18 protein-coding genes are annotated in these 19,781 nt (G+C 39.8%); 16 read left to right on the top strand and 2 right to left on the bottom strand.

Going from position 1 to position 19,781, the window contains the following annotated elements; genetic code table 11:
- Positions 1–34 precede the first annotated feature (34 nt).
- Positions 35–970 carry a type VI secretion system baseplate subunit TssG gene (locus ACTJKG_RS15125; RefSeq protein ID WP_172337348.1) on the top strand — a complete coding sequence of 312 codons (936 nt, stop codon included), beginning with the start codon at positions 35–37 and terminating at the stop codon, positions 968–970.
- A gap of 8 nt (positions 971–978) precedes the next feature.
- Here ACTJKG_RS15125 and ACTJKG_RS15120 read toward each other — a convergent pair whose 3' ends face one another.
- Complete coding sequence (locus ACTJKG_RS15120; RefSeq protein WP_172337347.1) at positions 979–2,832, bottom strand: type VI secretion system baseplate subunit TssF; 1,854 nt, start codon at positions 2,830–2,832, stop codon at positions 979–981.
- A gap of 10 nt (positions 2,833–2,842) precedes the next feature.
- Entirely contained in the window at positions 2,843–3,277 is a 435-nt protein-coding gene (locus tag ACTJKG_RS15115; RefSeq protein WP_440739699.1) for a GPW/gp25 family protein, read from the bottom strand.
- Between the two features lie 200 nt (positions 3,278–3,477).
- On the opposite strand from ACTJKG_RS15115, the gene ACTJKG_RS15110 reads away from it, so the two are divergent.
- The 15 genes from ACTJKG_RS15110 to ACTJKG_RS15040 all read left to right on the top strand — a co-directional run bounded on the left by ACTJKG_RS15110 (position 3,478) and on the right by ACTJKG_RS15040 (position 19,781).
- Positions 3,478–3,999 (top strand): hypothetical protein, encoded by a 522-nt coding sequence (locus ACTJKG_RS15110; RefSeq protein WP_440739698.1) that lies wholly within the window; start codon positions 3,478–3,480, stop codon positions 3,997–3,999.
- A gap of 5 nt (positions 4,000–4,004) precedes the next feature.
- On the top strand, positions 4,005–4,493 hold the full coding sequence (locus ACTJKG_RS15105; protein WP_440739697.1) for a type VI secretion system transmembrane protein TssO: 489 nt from the start codon (positions 4,005–4,007) through the stop codon (positions 4,491–4,493).
- 44 nt (positions 4,494–4,537) lie between these two features.
- Entirely contained in the window at positions 4,538–5,497 is a 960-nt protein-coding gene (locus tag ACTJKG_RS15100; protein ID WP_172337343.1) for a PKD domain-containing protein, read from the top strand.
- 14 nt (positions 5,498–5,511) lie between these two features.
- Positions 5,512–7,905, top strand: a complete 2,394-nt coding sequence (gene tssR / locus ACTJKG_RS15095) for a type VI secretion system protein TssR domain-containing protein (RefSeq protein WP_440739696.1) — start codon at positions 5,512–5,514, stop codon at positions 7,903–7,905.
- 1 nt (position 7,906) lies between these two features.
- Positions 7,907–10,387, top strand: coding sequence for an ATP-dependent Clp protease ATP-binding subunit (locus ACTJKG_RS15090; RefSeq protein ID WP_440739695.1), 2,481 nt, complete (start codon positions 7,907–7,909; stop codon positions 10,385–10,387).
- Positions 10,388–10,483: 96 nt separating this feature from the next.
- Positions 10,484–10,924, top strand: coding sequence for a type VI secretion system contractile sheath small subunit (locus tag ACTJKG_RS15085; protein ID WP_172337340.1), 441 nt, complete (start codon positions 10,484–10,486; stop codon positions 10,922–10,924).
- A 26-nt stretch (positions 10,925–10,950) separates the two neighbouring features.
- The gene (locus tag ACTJKG_RS15080) at positions 10,951–12,330 is read left to right on the top strand and encodes a DUF5458 family protein (protein ID WP_440739694.1); all 1,380 of its coding nucleotides are present in this window, start codon (positions 10,951–10,953) and stop codon (positions 12,328–12,330) included.
- A gap of 121 nt (positions 12,331–12,451) precedes the next feature.
- The gene (locus ACTJKG_RS15075; protein WP_172337338.1) at positions 12,452–13,021 is read left to right on the top strand and encodes an NAD(P)H-dependent oxidoreductase; all 570 of its coding nucleotides are present in this window, start codon (positions 12,452–12,454) and stop codon (positions 13,019–13,021) included.
- 105 nt (positions 13,022–13,126) lie between these two features.
- Positions 13,127–13,525, top strand: coding sequence for a type VI secretion system tube protein TssD (tssD, locus tag ACTJKG_RS15070; RefSeq protein ID WP_076376521.1), 399 nt, complete (start codon positions 13,127–13,129; stop codon positions 13,523–13,525).
- Between the two features lie 79 nt (positions 13,526–13,604).
- Complete coding sequence (gene tssD, locus ACTJKG_RS15065; RefSeq protein WP_172337337.1) at positions 13,605–13,997, top strand: type VI secretion system tube protein TssD; 393 nt, start codon at positions 13,605–13,607, stop codon at positions 13,995–13,997.
- A gap of 97 nt (positions 13,998–14,094) precedes the next feature.
- The gene (locus ACTJKG_RS15060) at positions 14,095–14,988 is read left to right on the top strand and encodes a hypothetical protein (protein ID WP_440739693.1); all 894 of its coding nucleotides are present in this window, start codon (positions 14,095–14,097) and stop codon (positions 14,986–14,988) included.
- A 2-nt stretch (positions 14,989–14,990) separates the two neighbouring features.
- Entirely contained in the window at positions 14,991–15,611 is a 621-nt protein-coding gene (locus ACTJKG_RS15055) for a hypothetical protein (protein WP_172337335.1), read from the top strand.
- A 17-nt stretch (positions 15,612–15,628) separates the two neighbouring features.
- Complete coding sequence (locus tag ACTJKG_RS15050; protein WP_440739692.1) at positions 15,629–17,500, top strand: type VI secretion system Vgr family protein; 1,872 nt, start codon at positions 15,629–15,631, stop codon at positions 17,498–17,500.
- A 2-nt stretch (positions 17,501–17,502) separates the two neighbouring features.
- Positions 17,503–18,381, top strand: a complete 879-nt coding sequence (locus ACTJKG_RS15045; protein WP_440739691.1) for a hypothetical protein — start codon at positions 17,503–17,505, stop codon at positions 18,379–18,381.
- A gap of 38 nt (positions 18,382–18,419) precedes the next feature.
- A complete protein-coding gene (locus tag ACTJKG_RS15040; RefSeq protein WP_172337332.1) occupies positions 18,420–19,781 on the top strand; it encodes a PAAR-like protein in 1,362 nt (453 codons plus the stop codon).

The following is a 19,781-nucleotide window of genomic DNA, read 5'->3' as shown; positions in this document are numbered from 1 at the left end:
TTGTTTTAAATATTATTTGTAAAAATATTAAAAAATGAAGATCAAGAGCCCTAATCTTATCGATACTGATTTTAAAGCAACGGTTGTTGCTGCAGAAATTGTTGAGAATGAATTGGTTGAAGTTGATGGTGTTGTGATATTACCAGTAGGCCCCCAACAACGTGCATTTGCAAAAGAGATTGCCGGAATTACCGTAAACCAAACCGATATCACTAACAAGAAAATGCTTCAGGTTTGGGTAAATCGAGATGGGTTGTATGATATGTTACCTGAGGGATTGTTCCATAAACCGCCTGCATCGAGTTTAATGATCACCGAAGAGGAGATGATTAAGGATATTGTTGACAGGAGGGATGAAGAGAAGCAGACACGGCGCTTTTTTGCGCCGTTTGAAGCAGAGGTGAATCACCTGAAAATGATCCTTGAGCTTTATGAGAACCGTCTGGATAAGAAAAATGAATACGACGATCTGATCAACATATTTTTAAAGGAGTGGAAAGAATTTAGCTGCTTTACAAATAAGCAAATGCTTATATTAATACACGTTTTGCCTGTTATACATGAGCAACGGAATAATCTTGTTTTTATAGGCAAAGTATTAACCATGTTATTTAAAACGTCTATATCACTCAGTTATAAATTAACGATTGGGCGTGGGGAAAAAGACTTGGCAGACATACAGACTTCATTGGGTAAGGCGGCCTTGGGAATAGATTTTATAGCAGGACAATTGATTGAGCCTGAAGAAGAGCTACGTGTTGCTATTGGGCCATTGAACGCTTCAACAATGATAGACTTTTTACCTGGAGAGCGATCAGCTGTTTGTATTGATGTACTACTATCATATTTTATACCGATGCAGGCCGGTGTAAAGATCGAATTGTTGGCCACGCCTGATTCTAAAAAAATAATTATAGGGGCGCAGCAGGATAATGCCAGACTTGGTTATACTACTTATTTGGGTAGTTAGATTTAATACTACTTTTCAATAAAAAGACGGTAATTATAATTGATGATACTCCGTGATTCCAGTTTTGACTGAAGCAGACTGAGCAATGTGTCCCATTCATTTGTTGATAGCTTACTTCCTTCATGGGGCTTTAAATATATATCCGTAGTTTTTTTAAAGCCTTCTTTGGGGTTCGAAGAAATACTTACCCCTTTAGCGATGCGGACACTTTTTAATTTGCTGCCCAGTTCATATTGGCAAAAACTAGTCAGATCAGCTTGAGTAACTATCCGGTCTTTGGTGGTAAGCCCATATTTATATGCCTGTATACGTTCGGCAGCGCCGAGACTATTTCTACCTCCAATGGAGGTGGTCATCAAGCGCAAATTATCTGTTTTTAGCTTTGTTGTTTCGAACTGCTGTAATCGGGAGCCCTTTCTGATATTATTAGCAGTATCTGCCAGGGTAGTCCAAAACTGAAGATATAACATGCTGGCCTTATTGGCCGGTTTCAAAACAAGATAATTGATTAGTTCATGATTGTCTTTTGCTTGATTTGATTTTTTTTCAATGAGCGAAATGTTTTGTTCGAGTGTTTTTAATGTCGAGTTTAAAAAATCATTCCCATAAGCCGCAAAGGCAGCTTTTTCATCCCTGAGCAATTCAAAAAGGTATTCGATGATCTGTTGTGCGTTCCGGGAGTCAAAACGTTCGGCCCCACCATTTCTGACAGAATAACTTCCTTCAAAATTTTGATCAGACTGGCTGTACGGGATTTCATTATAGTGAATATCGAGGTCGTCATGTAAATTTTGAACGGATAAAAAATGATCATAGGCTGAAGGTTTGATCGGGATGATGTTATTCATTTCCTTTACCCTGAATTTTTGTTCATGTAGTTTTCGGCTCATAACCGGAAAACAGTTTAGGTGAAGTTGCAGTTCGTTGAGTACATCCGGCCCGATCATTGCCGGGAAAACCATTTTTATCCATATACAAGGCTTAAGCCGTTTCAGATCAGAAGGCTCAATCCACCTTTCAAAGGATGTGGGATAGCTTTTTTTAAGCAAGTTAAGATCATTTAAGCTATCATCTGTAAGAGATATAAAACGATTTTGATAATATGATTTTACATCCCGGGTAATTAAATTAATAACGTTTTGATCATAAAATACAGGTTTGTTTTCGCCCGCTTTCTCCTCTTCATATATTAATCCGCTTGTGGTATGCAGCTCCCGCTCATCTGTGTAGAAACGGGTAACAGACAGTAGGTTATAAAAATCATTATTGGTAGTATAGCCTGGCCATTCAAAATACAATCCGGCATCCCGAAGCGTGTTAAGTTTAGGGTCGGTTTCGATACCCACCCATAAAGTATTGTTTTCGATAAAAGATTGTGGTAATGAACTCGTAATTAAGCTTTTTTGGGCATCCGGAGCATGCTCCCATAATTGCCTGCCATTGAACGTATATTTAATTTCGGCTTTGAAAACAAAGTTTTCGCCTACTGGAGTAAAAAAAGCCTCTAAAGTATCCGGTGTCGTTTTGCCTGCGTCAGGAGAGACGGCTTTTTTATAAATAAAATGGTTTTTGATGTTTAAGGTTTCCTTAACTTCAACCGGCATGCCCTTTAACAGGGCATGCGCGGGGAGGGGGGCAGTGAGGTAATCAGAAGCAAGTATTCTTGATATTTTATTGAGCACTCTGTTTTCCAGATTTTTAACATCATTTGAAAGGTTGAATAATTCTGAACTGAGCGCTTCGATCAATAATTTAACCAGTGGGTCAATGTCGTTAACATTTGTGGTGTTCCAGAAATCCATAGCGTTTCGGAGCATTCGCCCCTTGATTTCTTCTTTCGATGTGAAAAATAATTTGCTCATGTTTAGGCTTTTATGCAGATAAAGGGCTTAAAAATAATGACGTGCAAAAGGTATAATACTCACCGGTTTTATTGAGCTTTCCTTTTATAATGATCTGTACTTGCTTCTTTATTTCGCTTACATTTCTTAAGGGATAAAATTTATTGATCTCGCTGATGTGTACATCAATATCAATATCATAAATCCTTTTTTCAAACTTTTTGATTGATTTAAGTAATGATTGCCTTAGTTTTTCTTCCCAGAGAGTTTCACTCTGTATAAGTTCAAAATCCATGTCCCATATCTCGCATCCAAACTCGGGGTTATAACGATGTTCGCCGTACCTGGTAAAAATGATCAGCTCTATGTATTGAGAGATAGAGGCTCCCAGATCCTGTGTTTGCATATCTCGCCCCAAACTAATGTTTTGGAATCTTAATGGCTTGAAATATAGTGGGTTTTGCATATTAAATATTTGATTTGCAAGATGGCGATAAAAAAAATCACTTTTTCATAAACATTTCTTTTGAAAAATAGTTGTAGAAATGTTTTAAAGGTTAATAAAATATTCATTACATCCTTTATTTTGAATGATTTATATTGATAATTAATCGTTTTAATCTTAAGTTATCTATGATCTCTTAACAATAATATTACATATATTTAATGAAGCCCATAAATATAATTGACCTGAACCGATCCTACAGGGTTTTTATAATGTACCTGGCAGGGTTATTAATGTTTGCTGTTGTAACCGTTTATTTCTTTTTCCTTACCTCAAGCCATGAAATGGTACTGTTGAATGCCAAAGTGAAGCAAACTGATCAATTAGTAGCTATTCGTAATGACATCAACAATAGTTTCGAAGTTATTCTTATGCGCATGCAACAGCTGTCGCAGTATTCAAGAATGAATTCGGAGGAATTAAACAATCAAAATACCTTGCTTAATGATATTCAGGAGAATAACCAGCATATTCTTGACAAGCTTCAGAGCAACCCCTATCCGCTCAAGAGTTTCGATCTGTACAAAAAATTAAGTAACCACATTGCTACTATAGCTAATGTAAAAGATTCATTATTTACCACCCGTTTTCAGATTGAAAGCCTTCGTTCGCAACTGGAATCGTGTAATAAAATAAATAAAGCAGCGGCCAGCAAGCTAAGTGGCCGGTTTTCACATTATTAAATCATATGTTAAAGTTTAATTTAAAAGAGCGAAGAGAGAAATTCCTTTTGTTTTTAGGAATGTTTCTGATAACATCAGCCATATTGTGTACAGCCATCTTTTATAATTATAACGATGGTGCAACTATATCAAAGGAGGAGTTTTCCAAGCGAATAGCCGAAGAGGATGAATTTGAGGCTTTGGTTACAGAGGCTATACCAACCGTTGACACTACCTATACACATATTGCCAAATTTAACCCCAATGTACAGGCTCTTTTTTTAGAGAACGATATCAGGAATTCTATTGGCGCCATACGTTCCTATTATAACCGCCGTCCGTATGATAACCGGTATAAATGTTTTATTCACGCCTCAAAGCTTTTCGAGAACCTGTTTTATGATAAACGCGAACTCACCGGTAATTACAGCGATATGAACCGGCTTAGTAAACTGCTTGATGACTGTAAGCTATCAACACGGCAGTTACAACAAAGCCTTGGCGCCAGCAAGTAAACGCAAAACATCACATCACTATAAAAACAAAAACCTTTAAACCAATGAAAGACGATTACAACAGCGGCCGCCCCGTGGATACCAACAGGCAAACCTATGCCTTTTTATATATCATTGTTGGGATACTCATTATTGCCGCACTGATTTTTTTATTTAAAAGCTCATTATTTGATAAAAGAACTGTTAATGCCAGGCTGCTAAAAGATGAGATATTCTTAAACGAAAACCTCGTGTACTCAGATAATACAGCTAATGCCAAAAGCTGGGTATGGGAGTTTGGTAATGGCGATAAATCAAACGTCCAAAACGGAAGTTATAAATTTAAGCACGCCGGCGATTATATTGTACGGATTACTGTTGATGGTACCCTAAAGCAGCAGTTTCCGGTAAATGTTAAAGATACCATTGCCCAGTCTGTTGATACCCTGATGACGATCAACGGGCCTACCCAGGGAATCGTCAATGAGCAAATCAGGCTGGAAGCACAAGGCAATGCCAGGATATACGAATGGTCATTTGGTGAAACCGGCAGGGTTGATGTTAAAGGAGCCACCGCATTATACACTTATCATAATCCCGGAACTTATTTTATAAAACTCAGCACCGATAAAAGCAAACACCCTGTTTATCATCGTATGCTGATATCAAACCCCGACTCGACAGTTAACGCCATTGTAACGCCTGGTGAAGGGGAACGAAAAGTGATTGACGACATCAGGGCACATTTGCAAGCCATTGCTAATGGGGCCGATTTTAATACCAATTACTATTATCTCGTTAACAAGTATTTCTGTGGTGATGAAAAAGTAACCGTTAACCTGGAAACCAATGGCGATAGTAAGCAAACCGACTTTTACTCATACTGTATGCGGCTTACTTTTGGCGGTGGTATTAATATTGATGAAGCCCAGGTAACCTTAAGGGCTAAATCAACCTGCTCAAGTATGCTTACTGTTAAACAGCATTCATCTACCTCGAATGCCGCTCCGAGAAGAACCAAATAATAAACCGTTATCGAATGAACCTAATATATGCACCTATCAAGATGAAAAATATTTTAATAATGTTATTGTTGCTTTGCTGTATTTCGGTGAAAGCGCAGTCGCCTGTATCCATTAGTAAGAAAGTAATAACCCTGCCTGCTGCATTTGAAAAGCCAAATGAAAGTACCAATATCTATAACAGCGATGATAAAACCAGTTTACCATGGATAGTTTTCTCTGATCGAGATGAGAATTACACTTATACGTCTCCGGGAGGTACTCTGGTCATGAAAAAATTAAAGTTCATGGATCCTTTTTATGTTAGCGAAGAAAGAAATGGCTATATAAAATTGATCAAATACCAGCCAGGAATGGTACAGGGCCGTAAGCTTACGAACAAAAAATCGAGTCAGAGTTATGGCTGGATCAGTAAGTCGAAAGTTTTGCTTTGGCAATCGGCATTTATTAACCAGGGTACTTATCCCAGTAAATATATAGCGGTTATCAGCGGTAAAAACCCACTACTGATGCCCGACTTTTATTATGATAAAACAGATTCGTTATATGTATTTACCTCGCCGGAGTTGGACCGTAAAAAAGCAAAACTTGCGTTAAATAACATCGTATATGTTTTCAAAAAATCAGATGATGGTAAAAAAATGCTGGTTGGTTCTGAGGGACAACTTGTAGCCGACAGTGCATCCCGGAGTATTTATGGATGGGTGGCAGCCGACGCATTGCATAACTGGGGTAACCGGCTATATATTGGCTCGGCTAAAAATAACACTACAGATGGCGACGATTCAGCCGCAACGGCTATCAATCAGGCCATATTGGTATCTGCTCCTCCTGCCACAAGCACCTACTTTAAATTTGATCCTTTGATAAGCACAGATGAGCCTGTATTGCGGAGTGTGCCGGTAATTACAGGGAATGCGCTAAGCCCTAATGACAAGTTAGGAACCGGACTGGCTGTGGATGTGTATGATAAATCGAACAATAGTATTCTTAATGTTAAAGGTGGCCATCTTAAATACCAGGATTATCTGAACATCCGCAAGAACATCCATCACATTAATGTTGTTTTTGTGGTTGATGGTGGTAGCACTATGCGGAGTTATTTCTCCGGAATAACCAGCACTATACAGTCATTTGAAAATATATTTAATGCTCATGCAAAAGGTAACCAGATAACATATGGAGGTGTAGTATACCGGAATGCGCAGGATTGCCCTTCAGGTGGCATCAATAAAATGAACTTTACAGCTGATTATAGGGAGCTTGTAAAGTATTTTGATAAACAGGCATCGGTAACCAATGGCTGCGGCACTACTTTGCAAAATCAACCGGTATTTGAAGGTATAAACACCGCTCTTACTTTATTTAAAGGCCATACTAACGAAACCAATCTGATTGTATTGATAGGCACTACCGGATCGGGCAATTATAATGCCGATGATATAGCCAACGAAGCTGACCAGGTAGCTGCTGCTGACGCCCGCTTATTGGCTATACAAGTGTTTAGTGATTATAATCCTATCTATAATGATTTTGTGATACAGGCCAGGCGAATTGTTTCACAATCTGCCATAAAACTGGCTGATCTTAAAAAACAACGCATGATCACGGGCGAAGGCTTGAGCAATGTTCAGCAATTTAATACCTCGCTTTCCGATTCAATCTCCTTTTATCTGGATTATCCTAAAAACAGTATGATACAAGGTGCTGTAGTATTCCCGCCCAAAGGCGTTGTGAAAACAAACCAGGCCATGCGTTTATCTGTTGATCGCCTGATGAAAGAGACAGATTATGATATTAATACCCAGGTACATGCATTGGATAGTGCTTTCAGGCTTACCGGGCGCGAAAATCGTTATGTGCAACCCGGAGTAATTGCGCAGGTAAGTCCTGCAGCCAATGACTTAGGTAATAATATGCCGCATAATGCATTTAAGTACTTTATTAATGCTCAATTGCCGGCAAGCGTAGTAACACAACACCCAGGCCAATTGCAGTATTTATTGATTTTAAATGAACAGGAATATAATCAGTTAACTGATATATTGTCATTGATGATAGGCGAAAACCTGCAGCAGGATGCCTCTGATTATCGTAAAAGGTTGTTTAAAAACTACGTTGATATTATTCAAAAACGATTAAACCAAAAGATATCAAAAGGCGACATTAAAGATATGCAGTTGAGTACATACTTTAAAACGGTTACCGGTTTGCCATTGCCCGGAAAAAATAGTTTCCAGAATACCAAAGTAGCTGATTTAAGAGGAGATATGCCTCAGCAACAGTTCGAGACATATATTAAGTTTTTAGTGCATAGCAGCGAGCAGGTTAAGCGCTCGGTGCTGGTTAACCAGCATTTTACCTCAAACGGCAAAACTTATTTTTACGTAACCCAGGCCAACCTGCAATAGCATGAATGTAGTTAATCTCAGTGAATCAGTAAAAACGGCCGTTAGGGTGGCTCAATCGCTCGCGAAAGAATATCACCATAAAGAGTTTGGCCCGGCGCACCTGTTAAAAGGTTTAATGCACCAGGAGGTAGGGTTGCGCGGTATGCTGCAATCTTTGGGAAAAGACGCAGCTTATATACAGGATTGGGCCGACGTTAGAATAGAGGAGTATGCACCTGCCATTACCGTACCTGATGAAATGCTGGGCAATAACGCTGTTAGACAGGTTTTTGAAGAAGCCGATAACGTGCGTATTAAGCTTGGGATTGACCTCATAACCCCGGTTTGTGTGCTTATTGCTCTGGTTAAACCCAACGTAGGTTTTGATGTAAATCAGCTTAAATCGTTTCCGGTAAAAGAAAAGGAACTATTGGATATTTACCTGAGCAATGAGGAGATACAGCAAGCTGTGCAAACATCAGCCAATAAAGATGCTGTTGGGGATACTCCGGCAAAAACAAACAGTGCTTTGCTGAAATATTGTATCGACCGTACCGAACTGGCCCGACATGATAAAATAGATCCTATTATTGGCCGTGAGCGGGAAACCCGCATGGTCATGGAAATATTAAGTCGCCGTACAAAACCCAATGTGCTGATAACCGGTGATGCCGGGGTGGGTAAAACAGCGTTGGTTGATGGCTTTGCTCTGGATATTGTAAATGACCAGGTACCCGATTCGTTAAAAAACGTACAATTGTATGAGCTGGATCTGGGTTCATTAATAGCAGGGGCATCTTATAAAGGCGAGATTGAAGATCGACTGAAGAATATTCTCCGGGAATTAAAGCAGCTGGATAAAGCCATCTTGTTTATTGACGAGATACATACGTTATTAGATAATAAAGGCCCGATTGGCGGTGGGGTAGGTAATTTGCTCAAACCGGAATTAGCCCGGGGCGAAATAACCGTAATAGGCGCTACTACTATTGATGAATACCGAAAGGTTATCGAGCCCGAACAGGCTTTTAGTCGCCGTTTTGAAGTATTGCAGGTGAATGAGCCGGATACAGCCACGGCCATAAAAATGCTTAAAAAGCTGGTGCCCCGTTATGAGTCTCATCATAACCTAAAAGTGGATGCCAACGCGGCAGAAGAGTGTGTGCGCCTGGCGCAGCGTTATCTGAAAGATAGACGCTTGCCCGATGCCGCTTTTGATCTTCTCGATCGTACCATGGCGGCTATCCGCTTAATGAACGATACCTCAATAACTTCATTAGCCGAATTGCGGGCGCATTTTGAAGAGCTCAAAAACAGCAACGATGATCCCGAACTGATCCTTTCTTACAAATGGTTATATTCTCTGCTGCGCAATAAGATCAGTGCCGTATTATTGGGGCAACTGGAGGACGAAACACAGGTGGAAAGTCTGGAAACTCCCGAAGAGTTTGATGCTTATTTTGAAAGAAATATAAGTCAGCTGGAAGCTTTGGCCGGCAATAAAACAGAGGTTGTTGATAAACAGGATATCGCAGCCATTATATCTTATAAAACAGGTATCCCTTTAGGCAAGATACAAGCTCAGGAAAAAGAAAGGCTTTTAAACATGGAAGGCTTTCTAAAGAAACGTGTAGTAGGACAGGATCAGGCGTTGAAAGCCGTATCAGACGCCATCCTGGAATCGCGCAGTGGTTTAAATAAAAAGGGGCAGCCAATTGGTTCGTTCTTTTTATTGGGCCCAACAGGCACGGGTAAAACTGAGCTTGCTAAATCAATTGCAGAGTTTCTCTTCAACGATGAAAAAGCTATGATTCGCTTTGACATGTCTGAATTTAAAGAAGAGCATTCCGCGGCCTTATTGTATGGCGCTCCTCCGGGGTACGTAGGATATGAAGAAGGTGGTCTTTTGGTGAATAAAATTCGCCAGCAGCCATACTCAGTAGTATTATTTGATGAGATCGAAAAAGCGCACCCATCGGTATTCGACATCTTTTTGCAAATATTAGACGAAGGTCATATGCATGATAGATTAGGTAAAGAAGGTGATTTTTCCAATGCACTTATCCTGTTTACATCTAATATTGGCAGCGAATGGGTAGCAGGCGAAATACAAAAAGGCAATATGCCAACATCTTCTCAATTAATGGAGGTAATGGGTAAAAATTTCCGGCCGGAATTTTTAGCGCGTTTATCTGAAATTGTGCCGTTTGCACCAATATCAGAAGAAAATGTGGTGCGGATATTTGACATTCAGCTCAAAAGCCTGGTTCAGGCTCTGGAAAAAATGGGCATCGGTATGCAGATCAGCGACGAGGCCAAGAGTATGTTGGCATTGAAAGGTTTTACACCCAAATATGGAGCAAGGCAATTATCGGGTGTGATACGCAACCAGCTTAGAAGGCCCATTTCACGATATATTATTTCAGGGGAGTTAAAAAAGGGAAATAGTGTGATCATAAGTAAAAATACCGGTAACGATGAGCTATTATGGGATATTAAGTAACTCTTTTTGAAAGAATTAAACCACAGTAAAAACAATTTGCGAGTAATTACATTATTAATATTTACAATTCTATACTTATCATTTAATTAAGAAATTATGTTTAACTACGAAATAGGAGGAAACGAGAAGAAAGTCGATACCTCAGAAGCATTTAATGATATAGCTCCCAATAAAACATTATTTATCCAAAAACTTACAGATAATGAACCGCTTAGGCCCGAAAAAGTGGAAGGGCTGAAAAATGTGGAGGAAGTATTTGGTCATTACAAGCCCAAGGTTAATGTGGCCCTTGAAAAGACGGATGGATCAAGTATTAATGAGACTTTTCATTTTGCCAACCTGGGCGATTTTGCCCCGAAAAGATTGGTTCAGCAAAGTAATTATCTGCGTAAGCTCAATATTCAGCGCGAAATGTATCAGAATATCATTAAGCAGTTAAAAACAAATAAAACATTAAAAACAACCCTTGATAGTGCCGAAACCAAACAGGCATTTATTGACGCGCTGAAAGGTATAGTTAAAGAGTTGGAGCAATAATAACCTAAACAAATAAAAATACGATCATGGCAACACCTAATGAGCAGATACTTAATGATCAGTCATCTGGTCAGGTTTATAAACCTAAAGAGAAAGAGGAGCTATCGTTATCATCAAGTCTTGATAAACTTTCACGTGTAGGTGGGTTCGACTTGCTCGAATCCGCTATTGAAGGCTTACAGAACCTTAATCCCGAACGCAAAGCCCGTAAACAAATATTTTTAACCGACGATGAAAAGAAAACAGAGCGTGAGGAATTAAAATTAAAACTTAATCAGTGGATTGATGCTTTGGAAAATGGCGATTCGGTAAGTGATATTGTTGAGAAAAGCACTGAAAACCTGCAAAGCACCGAAGAGAATTTAAACAAAAACCTGCTGAACACGCTACAGGCTACACGCGAGCTGGAGCAGGCATATCGTTCGGTTCATTTGTTTTATAAAAATACAGAGGCCGACAAGTTGAAAAATGTTGTGGTGATGAATGCCTCGCTTGATCAGTTGAAGGAATTAGATAACCCAAGGTTTATTGAGTTTACCGCCAACGAGTTAAAACAAAATTACGATCGATTGGATCTGCGCCAAAATTATTCCATTCTGGTTATTCCAGGCTATCTCGGTTCCAATAAAGTTGTGGAGCGGTGGTCAAAAATAGCTTATGATAATAAGGTAATGCTGGTTACCGATTTTGCCGATCTGGAACAGCCGGATGATGTATTGGATTTGTTTACCGCCGCCAATTTAACTGGTGGCGATGCCTTTAAGTCGAATACCATCATGACCTGTAATTGGCTGGTAGGCAGGGGCAAGGTATCAGAAGCTGGTGAGGTGGATGATCTTTATGTGCCAGGCTCTGCAGCATTGGCCGGTAAAATGTATTACACACTTATGTCGCAGGTTACTGCCGGTAAAAAACATGGAGCGGTAAATGAGGTTGACGGTGTGCGCTTTGATTTAAAGAAAAGTGAAATATCGCACCTGGAGCGTGTAGGTTTAGTGCCTATGGTTAATGAGTATGGTAAGGTGATGGCATTTTCGGCCAAAACATTGTTTAATGGTGATAATATCGGCCTTCAGACATACTCTGTGGTTCGTGTATTTGACTATATCACTAAAGTATTGTTTGACTTTTTGAACCGTCGTGCTTTTGAAAACTGGAACTCAAAAACCGAGCAGGATCTGCGCTCACAGATCGTAAAATTCCTTGATAACATTCAAGGCCCCGACAGGTTGATCGAACGTTTTAAAATCATTCGTTTTGAACGCGATGAACAACAGAAAGATCGCATTCATTTGGATATCAATATTATCCCTTATTTTCCGGCAAAAAGTTTCGTTGTGAAACTTGATGGTCAGAAAGGTGATGATGACAGTACTACCTGGGATACCGAATATAAGCAACAATAGATAATAAATAATAACTGCAAAAAAGCCATTTAGCATTTGTTAAATGGCTCTTTTGTTTGATGTTAATTTAAGTTCGCCGTTAGCTTTATTTATTGTTAAATACTGGCTATGTTTGTAGCCAATGAGGCAACTATTGATCATTAACGCAGATATTAATAAAGGAGAGAACACGGCCGCGTTGATCGGCGCTTATAAAGATGGGGCAGAAGCCGCCCAGAGTGTTGTAAGAGAGCTGGTGATAGCCGACTTAAAGTTTAATCCCAATAAACAGTTTGCTGTTCCCAATACCGTTACGGAGCCCGATCTGCTGCAATCCATCAATATGTTAAAATGGGCAACCCACATCGCTATTTTTTGCCCGGTTTATAAAGATTCCATTAATACCCGTATCAAAGGTTTTTTTGACCGCATATTTATGCCCGACCAAGTATTTATCAGTTCTGCCGGGCGTATGGATATTAACTTTAGTGGAAAATCTGCCAGAATAATATCTATACTGGATGAACCAGCCTGGGACGACTGGCAAAAAAATCAGCACCCTACATACCTGGCTATCAAAAAAGGAATTCTTGAAAAACGTCAGATAAAACCTGTGCATACCAGCACAATAGGGCATTTGTACTCTCTGCAAAATGAATACAGCAAAAAATGGCTCCAAAAATTATATTCATTTGGGTTAAAGCTTATTTGATAAAAAAATAATATTTACCAAAACAATAATAATTCTTATTTGTAGTTATAAAGGATACAGAAAAACTGTATTTTTTTAAATTATTAACCTTTAAAATTTATCGTTATGGCTTTCAAAGCAAGATTAAATTTTTCGGGCAAGGATTACGATGTACTTACTTGCTCGTATGCGCTTAACCGCGATGTTGATTCAAAAGGACGCCCTTCCTCTGGCGTTTATGGTGGTACGATCGATATCGAGATCGAATCAACCGAAGACACTTCCATCATCGAGTCGATGGTAAACAACCAGTACAAACCTATTGCGGGTACTTTGCTGATTAAAAAATCTGAAGAAGACGCTAAAATGAAAGAGCTTTCTTTTGAAGATGGTTACATTGTAAAGTATTCTGAAGGGATTGACATTACTGGATCTACTCCAATGAGCCTCAAATTTGTAATCTCTGCGCGCAAGCTTAAATTAGGCAGTGCAGAGCATGTAAATGACTGGCCGGGCAAAAATTAAATTATTTAATTTTTTTTGACCAAATTGTACTGGTGCTTATGTGCACCTGGTTATTTTTTAATTTAAAATTTTTAGAACAATGGCTTTCAAAGCAAGAATTACCCTCGGATCAAAGGAGTTTGATGTGCTGCAATGCAGCTTTTCATTAAACAGGGATGTGGACGCGAAAGGCCGTCCGTCATCTGGTGTTTACGGTGGCACCATACAAGTTGAGGTTGAATCAACTGAGGATACATCGGTTATCGAATCAATGGTTAATAATCAATACAAACCCGTCAATGGGACTATTACCTTCAAAAAATCAGATGAAGACGCCAAAATGAAGGAGTTGAACTTTGAGGAAGGTTATATCATCCAATATAATGAAGGTATATCGATCATTGGCAACAATCCTATGTCATTAAGCTTTGTGATATCGGCACGCAAATTAAAAATGGGTAATGCCCAGCACGAAAACGATTGGCCTAAATAAGCCGTCGTTTATATAAACTGAAAATACGGAGAAAGTAAGTAAATGTATTTTCTCCGTATTTTTTTAGTTTGTTCTTATTTATTTCTTTGATATACCTATGAAAAAGAAGAAAAGAATAACGCGTGCCCCTGTACCTACCACTAAAAAAAAGGTAAAAAAGTCATCCATCCCAACGGCTATGGAATATCTGTTGCTTTTTAACACCTGTGTAATCAACAAAGAAAAGGTTGCCCAGGTTGATAAAGTGATTGATGAAAATGTAACCGTAAACCGTAACCGGTATGAAAACATTTCAAGCTTGGTTCGCTTAGGCAATGGTATGTTGTTTCCGCCCGCAAACAGAAATTTATTTGCTTCCAGTTATACTTCTTTTTTTGACAGGTTTAGTGCGGGCTCGCTTAATTTGCCAACGATTGGTGCATCACAACAAAATAGTTTATTGAATGTAGCACCACAGCCACAAACGAATACTATGTTGGGCAATAATTTTTTTAATAGTGCTACTTTACTTGGTGGCGATGTTTATTCACCGGTTAATTTTTTTGGTGGAGGCTCTTCTATCCCATGGTATTTTATTGCTTGTGTACATTATCTGGAATGCTCCTTCAGTTTTAAAAAACATTTACACAATGGCGATCCTTTAACGGGTTACACAGTGCAGGTGCCCGCCAACAGGCCAAAGGTTGGGCACGGGCCGCCTTTTACCTTTGAGGAAAGTGCGGTTGACGCCCTTAAGCTCATGAAATACGATAAGGTAAATAACTGGAGCCTGCCTTTTATATTACAAAAACTAGAAGGTTATAACGGCTTTGGTTATGCCGGTAAGGGAATACATACACCATACCTCTGGAGCTTTTCTAACCATTATACCAAAGGTAAGTATGTAAAGGATCGTGTTTTTGATGTCAACGCTGTATCCAAACAATTAGGAGCTGCGGTAATTTTAAAAAGAATGGAAGACAGGGCCATTATCAGTATACCAAGAAGTTGATCATGATGAAAAAGACCACATATATTTTGCTTTTTCAGCTTATTTTGCTGACTTGCATACATATGGGTTGCAAGGGTAATACGCCCGTGCAAAATAAAGCAGCAGTTAGTACTTCTCGTGTACAACAGGTCGGTAAGATGGCTCAAATTGATATTCCTGTTAACAATAATGATGAACAGCAGTTTAGAGCGTTTTTAAAAAAATTTAAAGAAGCGGCAAAAAAACATGACAAAATACAGCTGAAAATGATGTGCTGCTTTCCGTTGCAAACCCTTCCTCAATGGACTGCTGAAGATATGAAGGCTACTACTATAAATCCTGCAGAAGGACTAATTAGTGCTACCGAGTATCCGATATACGAAGGAGCTATTTTTAGTAAAGATGCCTTGCGGTTAATACCTCTAAGTAAAGAAGACGATCTGTCTGAAATTGATCCGGCTACTCAAGATAACTATTACAACACCTTAAAAAAAGCAACTGACAAAGGTAGTAAGCTGTATGAACTGCAACAGCAATATGAACAAAAAAACGGTAAAGAAACTTCATACGGTTTTGTGTTTGGGAAGATAAAGGGCCAGTATAAAGTTATAAGTTATTTCTGCCCTTGGCCACTCAAAGGCTAGGGATCATCTACTGAATTATGGAAAAGAAATTAATAGTTGATATCAACATAGAAGGCACTCCAATAACGCATTTTTCAACGTTTAACCTTGATCAGCGTTTTAACGAGCACCACACTTTTCAGTTACGCTTTAACCATGATCAGGTTGAAGAGTATAACCAGGTAACATTGCAAAACTCTAAAGATTTTATCGGTAAAAACATAACGGTACAATTTGGGGTAGCCAGTGGTAGCGAAAATATATTTAGCGGGATCGTAACCAAAGTAGAGCTATCACAAAGTCATGGTTTTCATGGAGATATATTAATTAGCGGCTTTAGTCCGGGTATACTGATAGACCGAGGGCCTGATCTGGGTTCATACCTGAATAAGGATCTTAAAACCATCATTCAACTGGCTACGCAGGATGCACCTCAAAATGATCTGAAATTCAATATTAAACCAACTAATACTTCTCCAATTGATTATATCATCCAATACCGCGAAAGTGATTATGACTTTATCAATCGACTGTCGGCTGAGTATTATGAATGGTTTTACTATGATGGGCAAAAACTAAATTTTGGAAAGCCAGATAAGCTTGATGAAGTAAGCCTGATCTATGGCCGCGACCTCCATAGCCTGCAGTACGCTATGCAGATAGCTCCTCTTAAACAAAATAAGTTTGCTTATAATCCCAAACAAGACGAGTTGCTTAAAGCCGAACCGAAAGGGGCGGCAGGTGGCAATCCGGATGTGGCACATGCGATAGATGCTTCTAATAAAGTATTTAGCAAGGTTTTTAATGGGCCAATGGAGGTGCGTGTGAATTCGCAAAAAGAAATAAGTGATTTTGTAAATAATGAGCAAAAGGCGCAGATAGCTGAATTGGTAAATATTATAGGCAATGGCGATAATCCACAGGTAGGATTGGGAAAAGTGCTGAATGTGAGTACAAGTATGCGGGGTGCTACCAGTTTTGAATTGCAGGATTTCGGAAAATTCCTGGTTACGGCAGTTTATCATCAGATAGATGGTGTAGGCCATTATCAGAATACTTTTGAAGGCGTAACCGCTGATACAGAACGCCTGCCGGTGAATGAAGCCGTTAAGCCTAATCCGGATATGCAACTGGCTGATGTGGTTGACAACGCGGATCCCGACGGACATGGACGTATTAAGGTGAAATTTAAATGGCAATGCCAATCCAATGATGTTACAGAATGGTTAAGGGTAGTTGCACCGGATGCAGGCAGTTCTGATAAAGTAAGCAAGAATCGCGGGTTTGTTTTTATTCCTGAGGTTGGCGATCAGGTTTTAGTTGCGTTTGAAGAGGGCAATATAGCCCGGCCTATTATTATAGGTAGCATGTTCAGCGGCAAAACGGGCAGCGGCGGTAACCAGAATAATAAAGTTAAGGCGCTCACGACTAGAAGCGGTAATACGGTAATATTGGATGATAGTAACGGCAGTGTTAATGTCAAAGATCCGAGTGGTAATGTGGTTACGCTCAATGGTGATGGAACGGTAACTATTTCTGCGCCAAATACCATCACCCTGGTATCAAAAGATATTAATATAAATGCGGGTAATAGTATAAATATAACGGCCGCCCCTGCTAAAGAAGGTGGAGGGGATGGCGTAATCAACATGACAGCCAAAAAGTCAATCGGTGTTACTGCACAGGATGAAGGGATAACCACCAATGCAAAAAAGGATATTTCGTTTACCAGTGAAACAGAAAGTGTAAAACTATCTGCCACGGCAAAAGATGTGACCATGGATGCTCCATCAGGAAAAATTTCGGCCTCGGGTAAAACAGCGGAGATAAGTTCGGTTGATAAAATGAATATCGATGGAGGCAGTTTGGCACATATCATCGCGGCTGATGTTGAAATTAATCAATCCTAATCATGAAACTATCATTTGGAACCGATTTTGAAAGTGCCTGGTATCAGGTTACGTCATCCAGTCGTACCATTACCGGTACAAAAGTATTGGAGTTTGTACAGGACAGATGGGTACAAATAAAGTTGATAAGTCAGGACGAAAAACAACGGGTTTTTGAGTATTCCTTACTTGATCAGGACATGGAGGGATCGGCGCTCATCCACGAATGGGCCGGCGATATGGAATGGCTGCAATCGCCGATACAGGTTATTACCGATCTTGAGGGAAAATTTATTGGCATTAATAACTTTAACCATTTTATAACCCGATGGAATAACGGTTATCGGGTAAAAATTGCCAATAAATACCAAAACCATGAAGGTATTCATGTGATGCTCTCCGAAACCGAAAAATTACTACAGGATCCCAAACGTTTTTTACAAAGTTTTATGGGCTATAGCCATTATCGCTGTTTTTTTCAACCCTTTTACAGAGCGTTAGAAATAACCGAAAAATATCCCTTATTGCTCAAGGGCTTTTTTGGCCCGGTTGATCTGCCGCTGATCATTCACGCTAACAACGAGCAGACCGGCGATTGGGTAAAAATAACCAATGACGCAAAAATCGATGACGAAAAATTTGACCGGAAAGCTTTTGTACGAATGATGAAAGATCTTACCAATACTTATGATCTAAAGGTTGATCTGCAAACCGAAATTGAGGAGATCTACCTGTTTAAAAATAACGTATTGCAAAGCGCTGATCTGTATTTACAGTTACATGTACCATCTTTTTATACTGTGGTAAACGCACATCAGTGCAAGCGGATAGAGCAATCTGAACTACCCGAATCAAATGGTAAAAAAGCCAGCATTTTTAAGAATAGTATGTTAATGGTATAATATAAAGGAAGTGTTACACCGCCTTAAAGTTATATAAGATGTCAAAGAAATATATTCCGGATAATAGCTGCCTTACCTGCGATAAGGGTTCGAGCCCGTGCAGGCTGAAGGTTACCCATCATAACAATACCAAAATATATGGTGAGTATTTGGCCAGTGAAATGGACATGATCCCCGGTGAAAATATTCAGCCAATGGGTAGGTGCTCAGCTACGGGTGGCCCTTGTCAGTTTGAACCTATCTACTGGGATAAAACAAATAAGGGCGTAAAGGTAAATGGTTATAAACTATTATTTGAAGACGCTAATTTGCTTTGCAAAAAAGGAGGTAAAATAAAAGTAGATTTTAATGCCCCCAGTGGAAGCAGTAACGGAGCCCTAACCGGATTGGGGGCTGGCGTATTTACTTATGGAGATTATACCAATACTTTAGATATATTACAACGAGGCACTATTTACGACGTGGAAAACGGTAAATTGAGCCTGGTGCGGCCAAACAGTCCAAGCGATTACCGGCGGCAGGGCAATTATGGCGAAATGAAAGATAATGTTTATCACAGGCAGCAAGGATACCGAGATGTTAGGAGCGAACACCCGCTAATAAACATTGATAAGCCCACTGCTTCTGGTATAGACGGTGCCTATGCCAAAGGCGATGAACTTAAAATAACCGATACCAAATATAATACCGCCACCATTGCCAATACCAATAATGGGCGTGAGTTAAGCGCCCGTTGGACAAGAAACCATATTGATAATAATGGGGCTATTAACCCTGCTGATGAAGAGGCATTTGCAAGGGCTAATAATAATGGTACGCTTACGCGAGAGGTCACTAAAGTAAAACCCGATGGTACCATGACGTCAGAAACCATGAATGACAGGGGGTTTAAGGCTACCAGAGGACAAAGCGAGGCATTGGAGATTCAAACTTCAAGGGCAGGCAATATGATGAATAGTGTCCGCTCATCTCTGCGCAATTCAAAAGCTTTAACAGCACTTTCAGAGTCAAATTTCTCCCAGGCGGTGCGTAGCAGTAAATACGCTACAGGAGCTAACGATGGTTTATTTAAAGCGAGCCAGGCAATAGCAAGGTCACCTGCTTTAAGTGTTGCTGGGAAAGTGGCCGGCCGTGGCCTTATTGTTGTTGGTGTTGCTATTGATGCTTATAACATATATTCGGCTTACGAAGAAGAGGGGGGCTTTGGCGAAAAAACAAAAGAGGCTGTTGGCGGTGCTGCCGGCGGGCTGGCCGGTGGAATCGCAGGAGCGGAGTTGGGTGCCATTATAGGTACCGCTATTTGTCCTGGTGTTGGCACGGTTGTAGGAGGAATAGTTGGAGGGGTGATAGGGGGGATCGCCGGTAGTGGCCTGGGTAAAACAATTGCAAGTTGGTTTTAA

The organism is Mucilaginibacter sp. 22184, from assembly GCF_052045695.1.
Classification (GTDB): domain Bacteria; phylum Bacteroidota; class Bacteroidia; order Sphingobacteriales; family Sphingobacteriaceae; genus Mucilaginibacter.
Note: the sequence above shows the minus strand (reverse complement) of the source record. Positions and strands in the feature narration are given on the sequence as shown.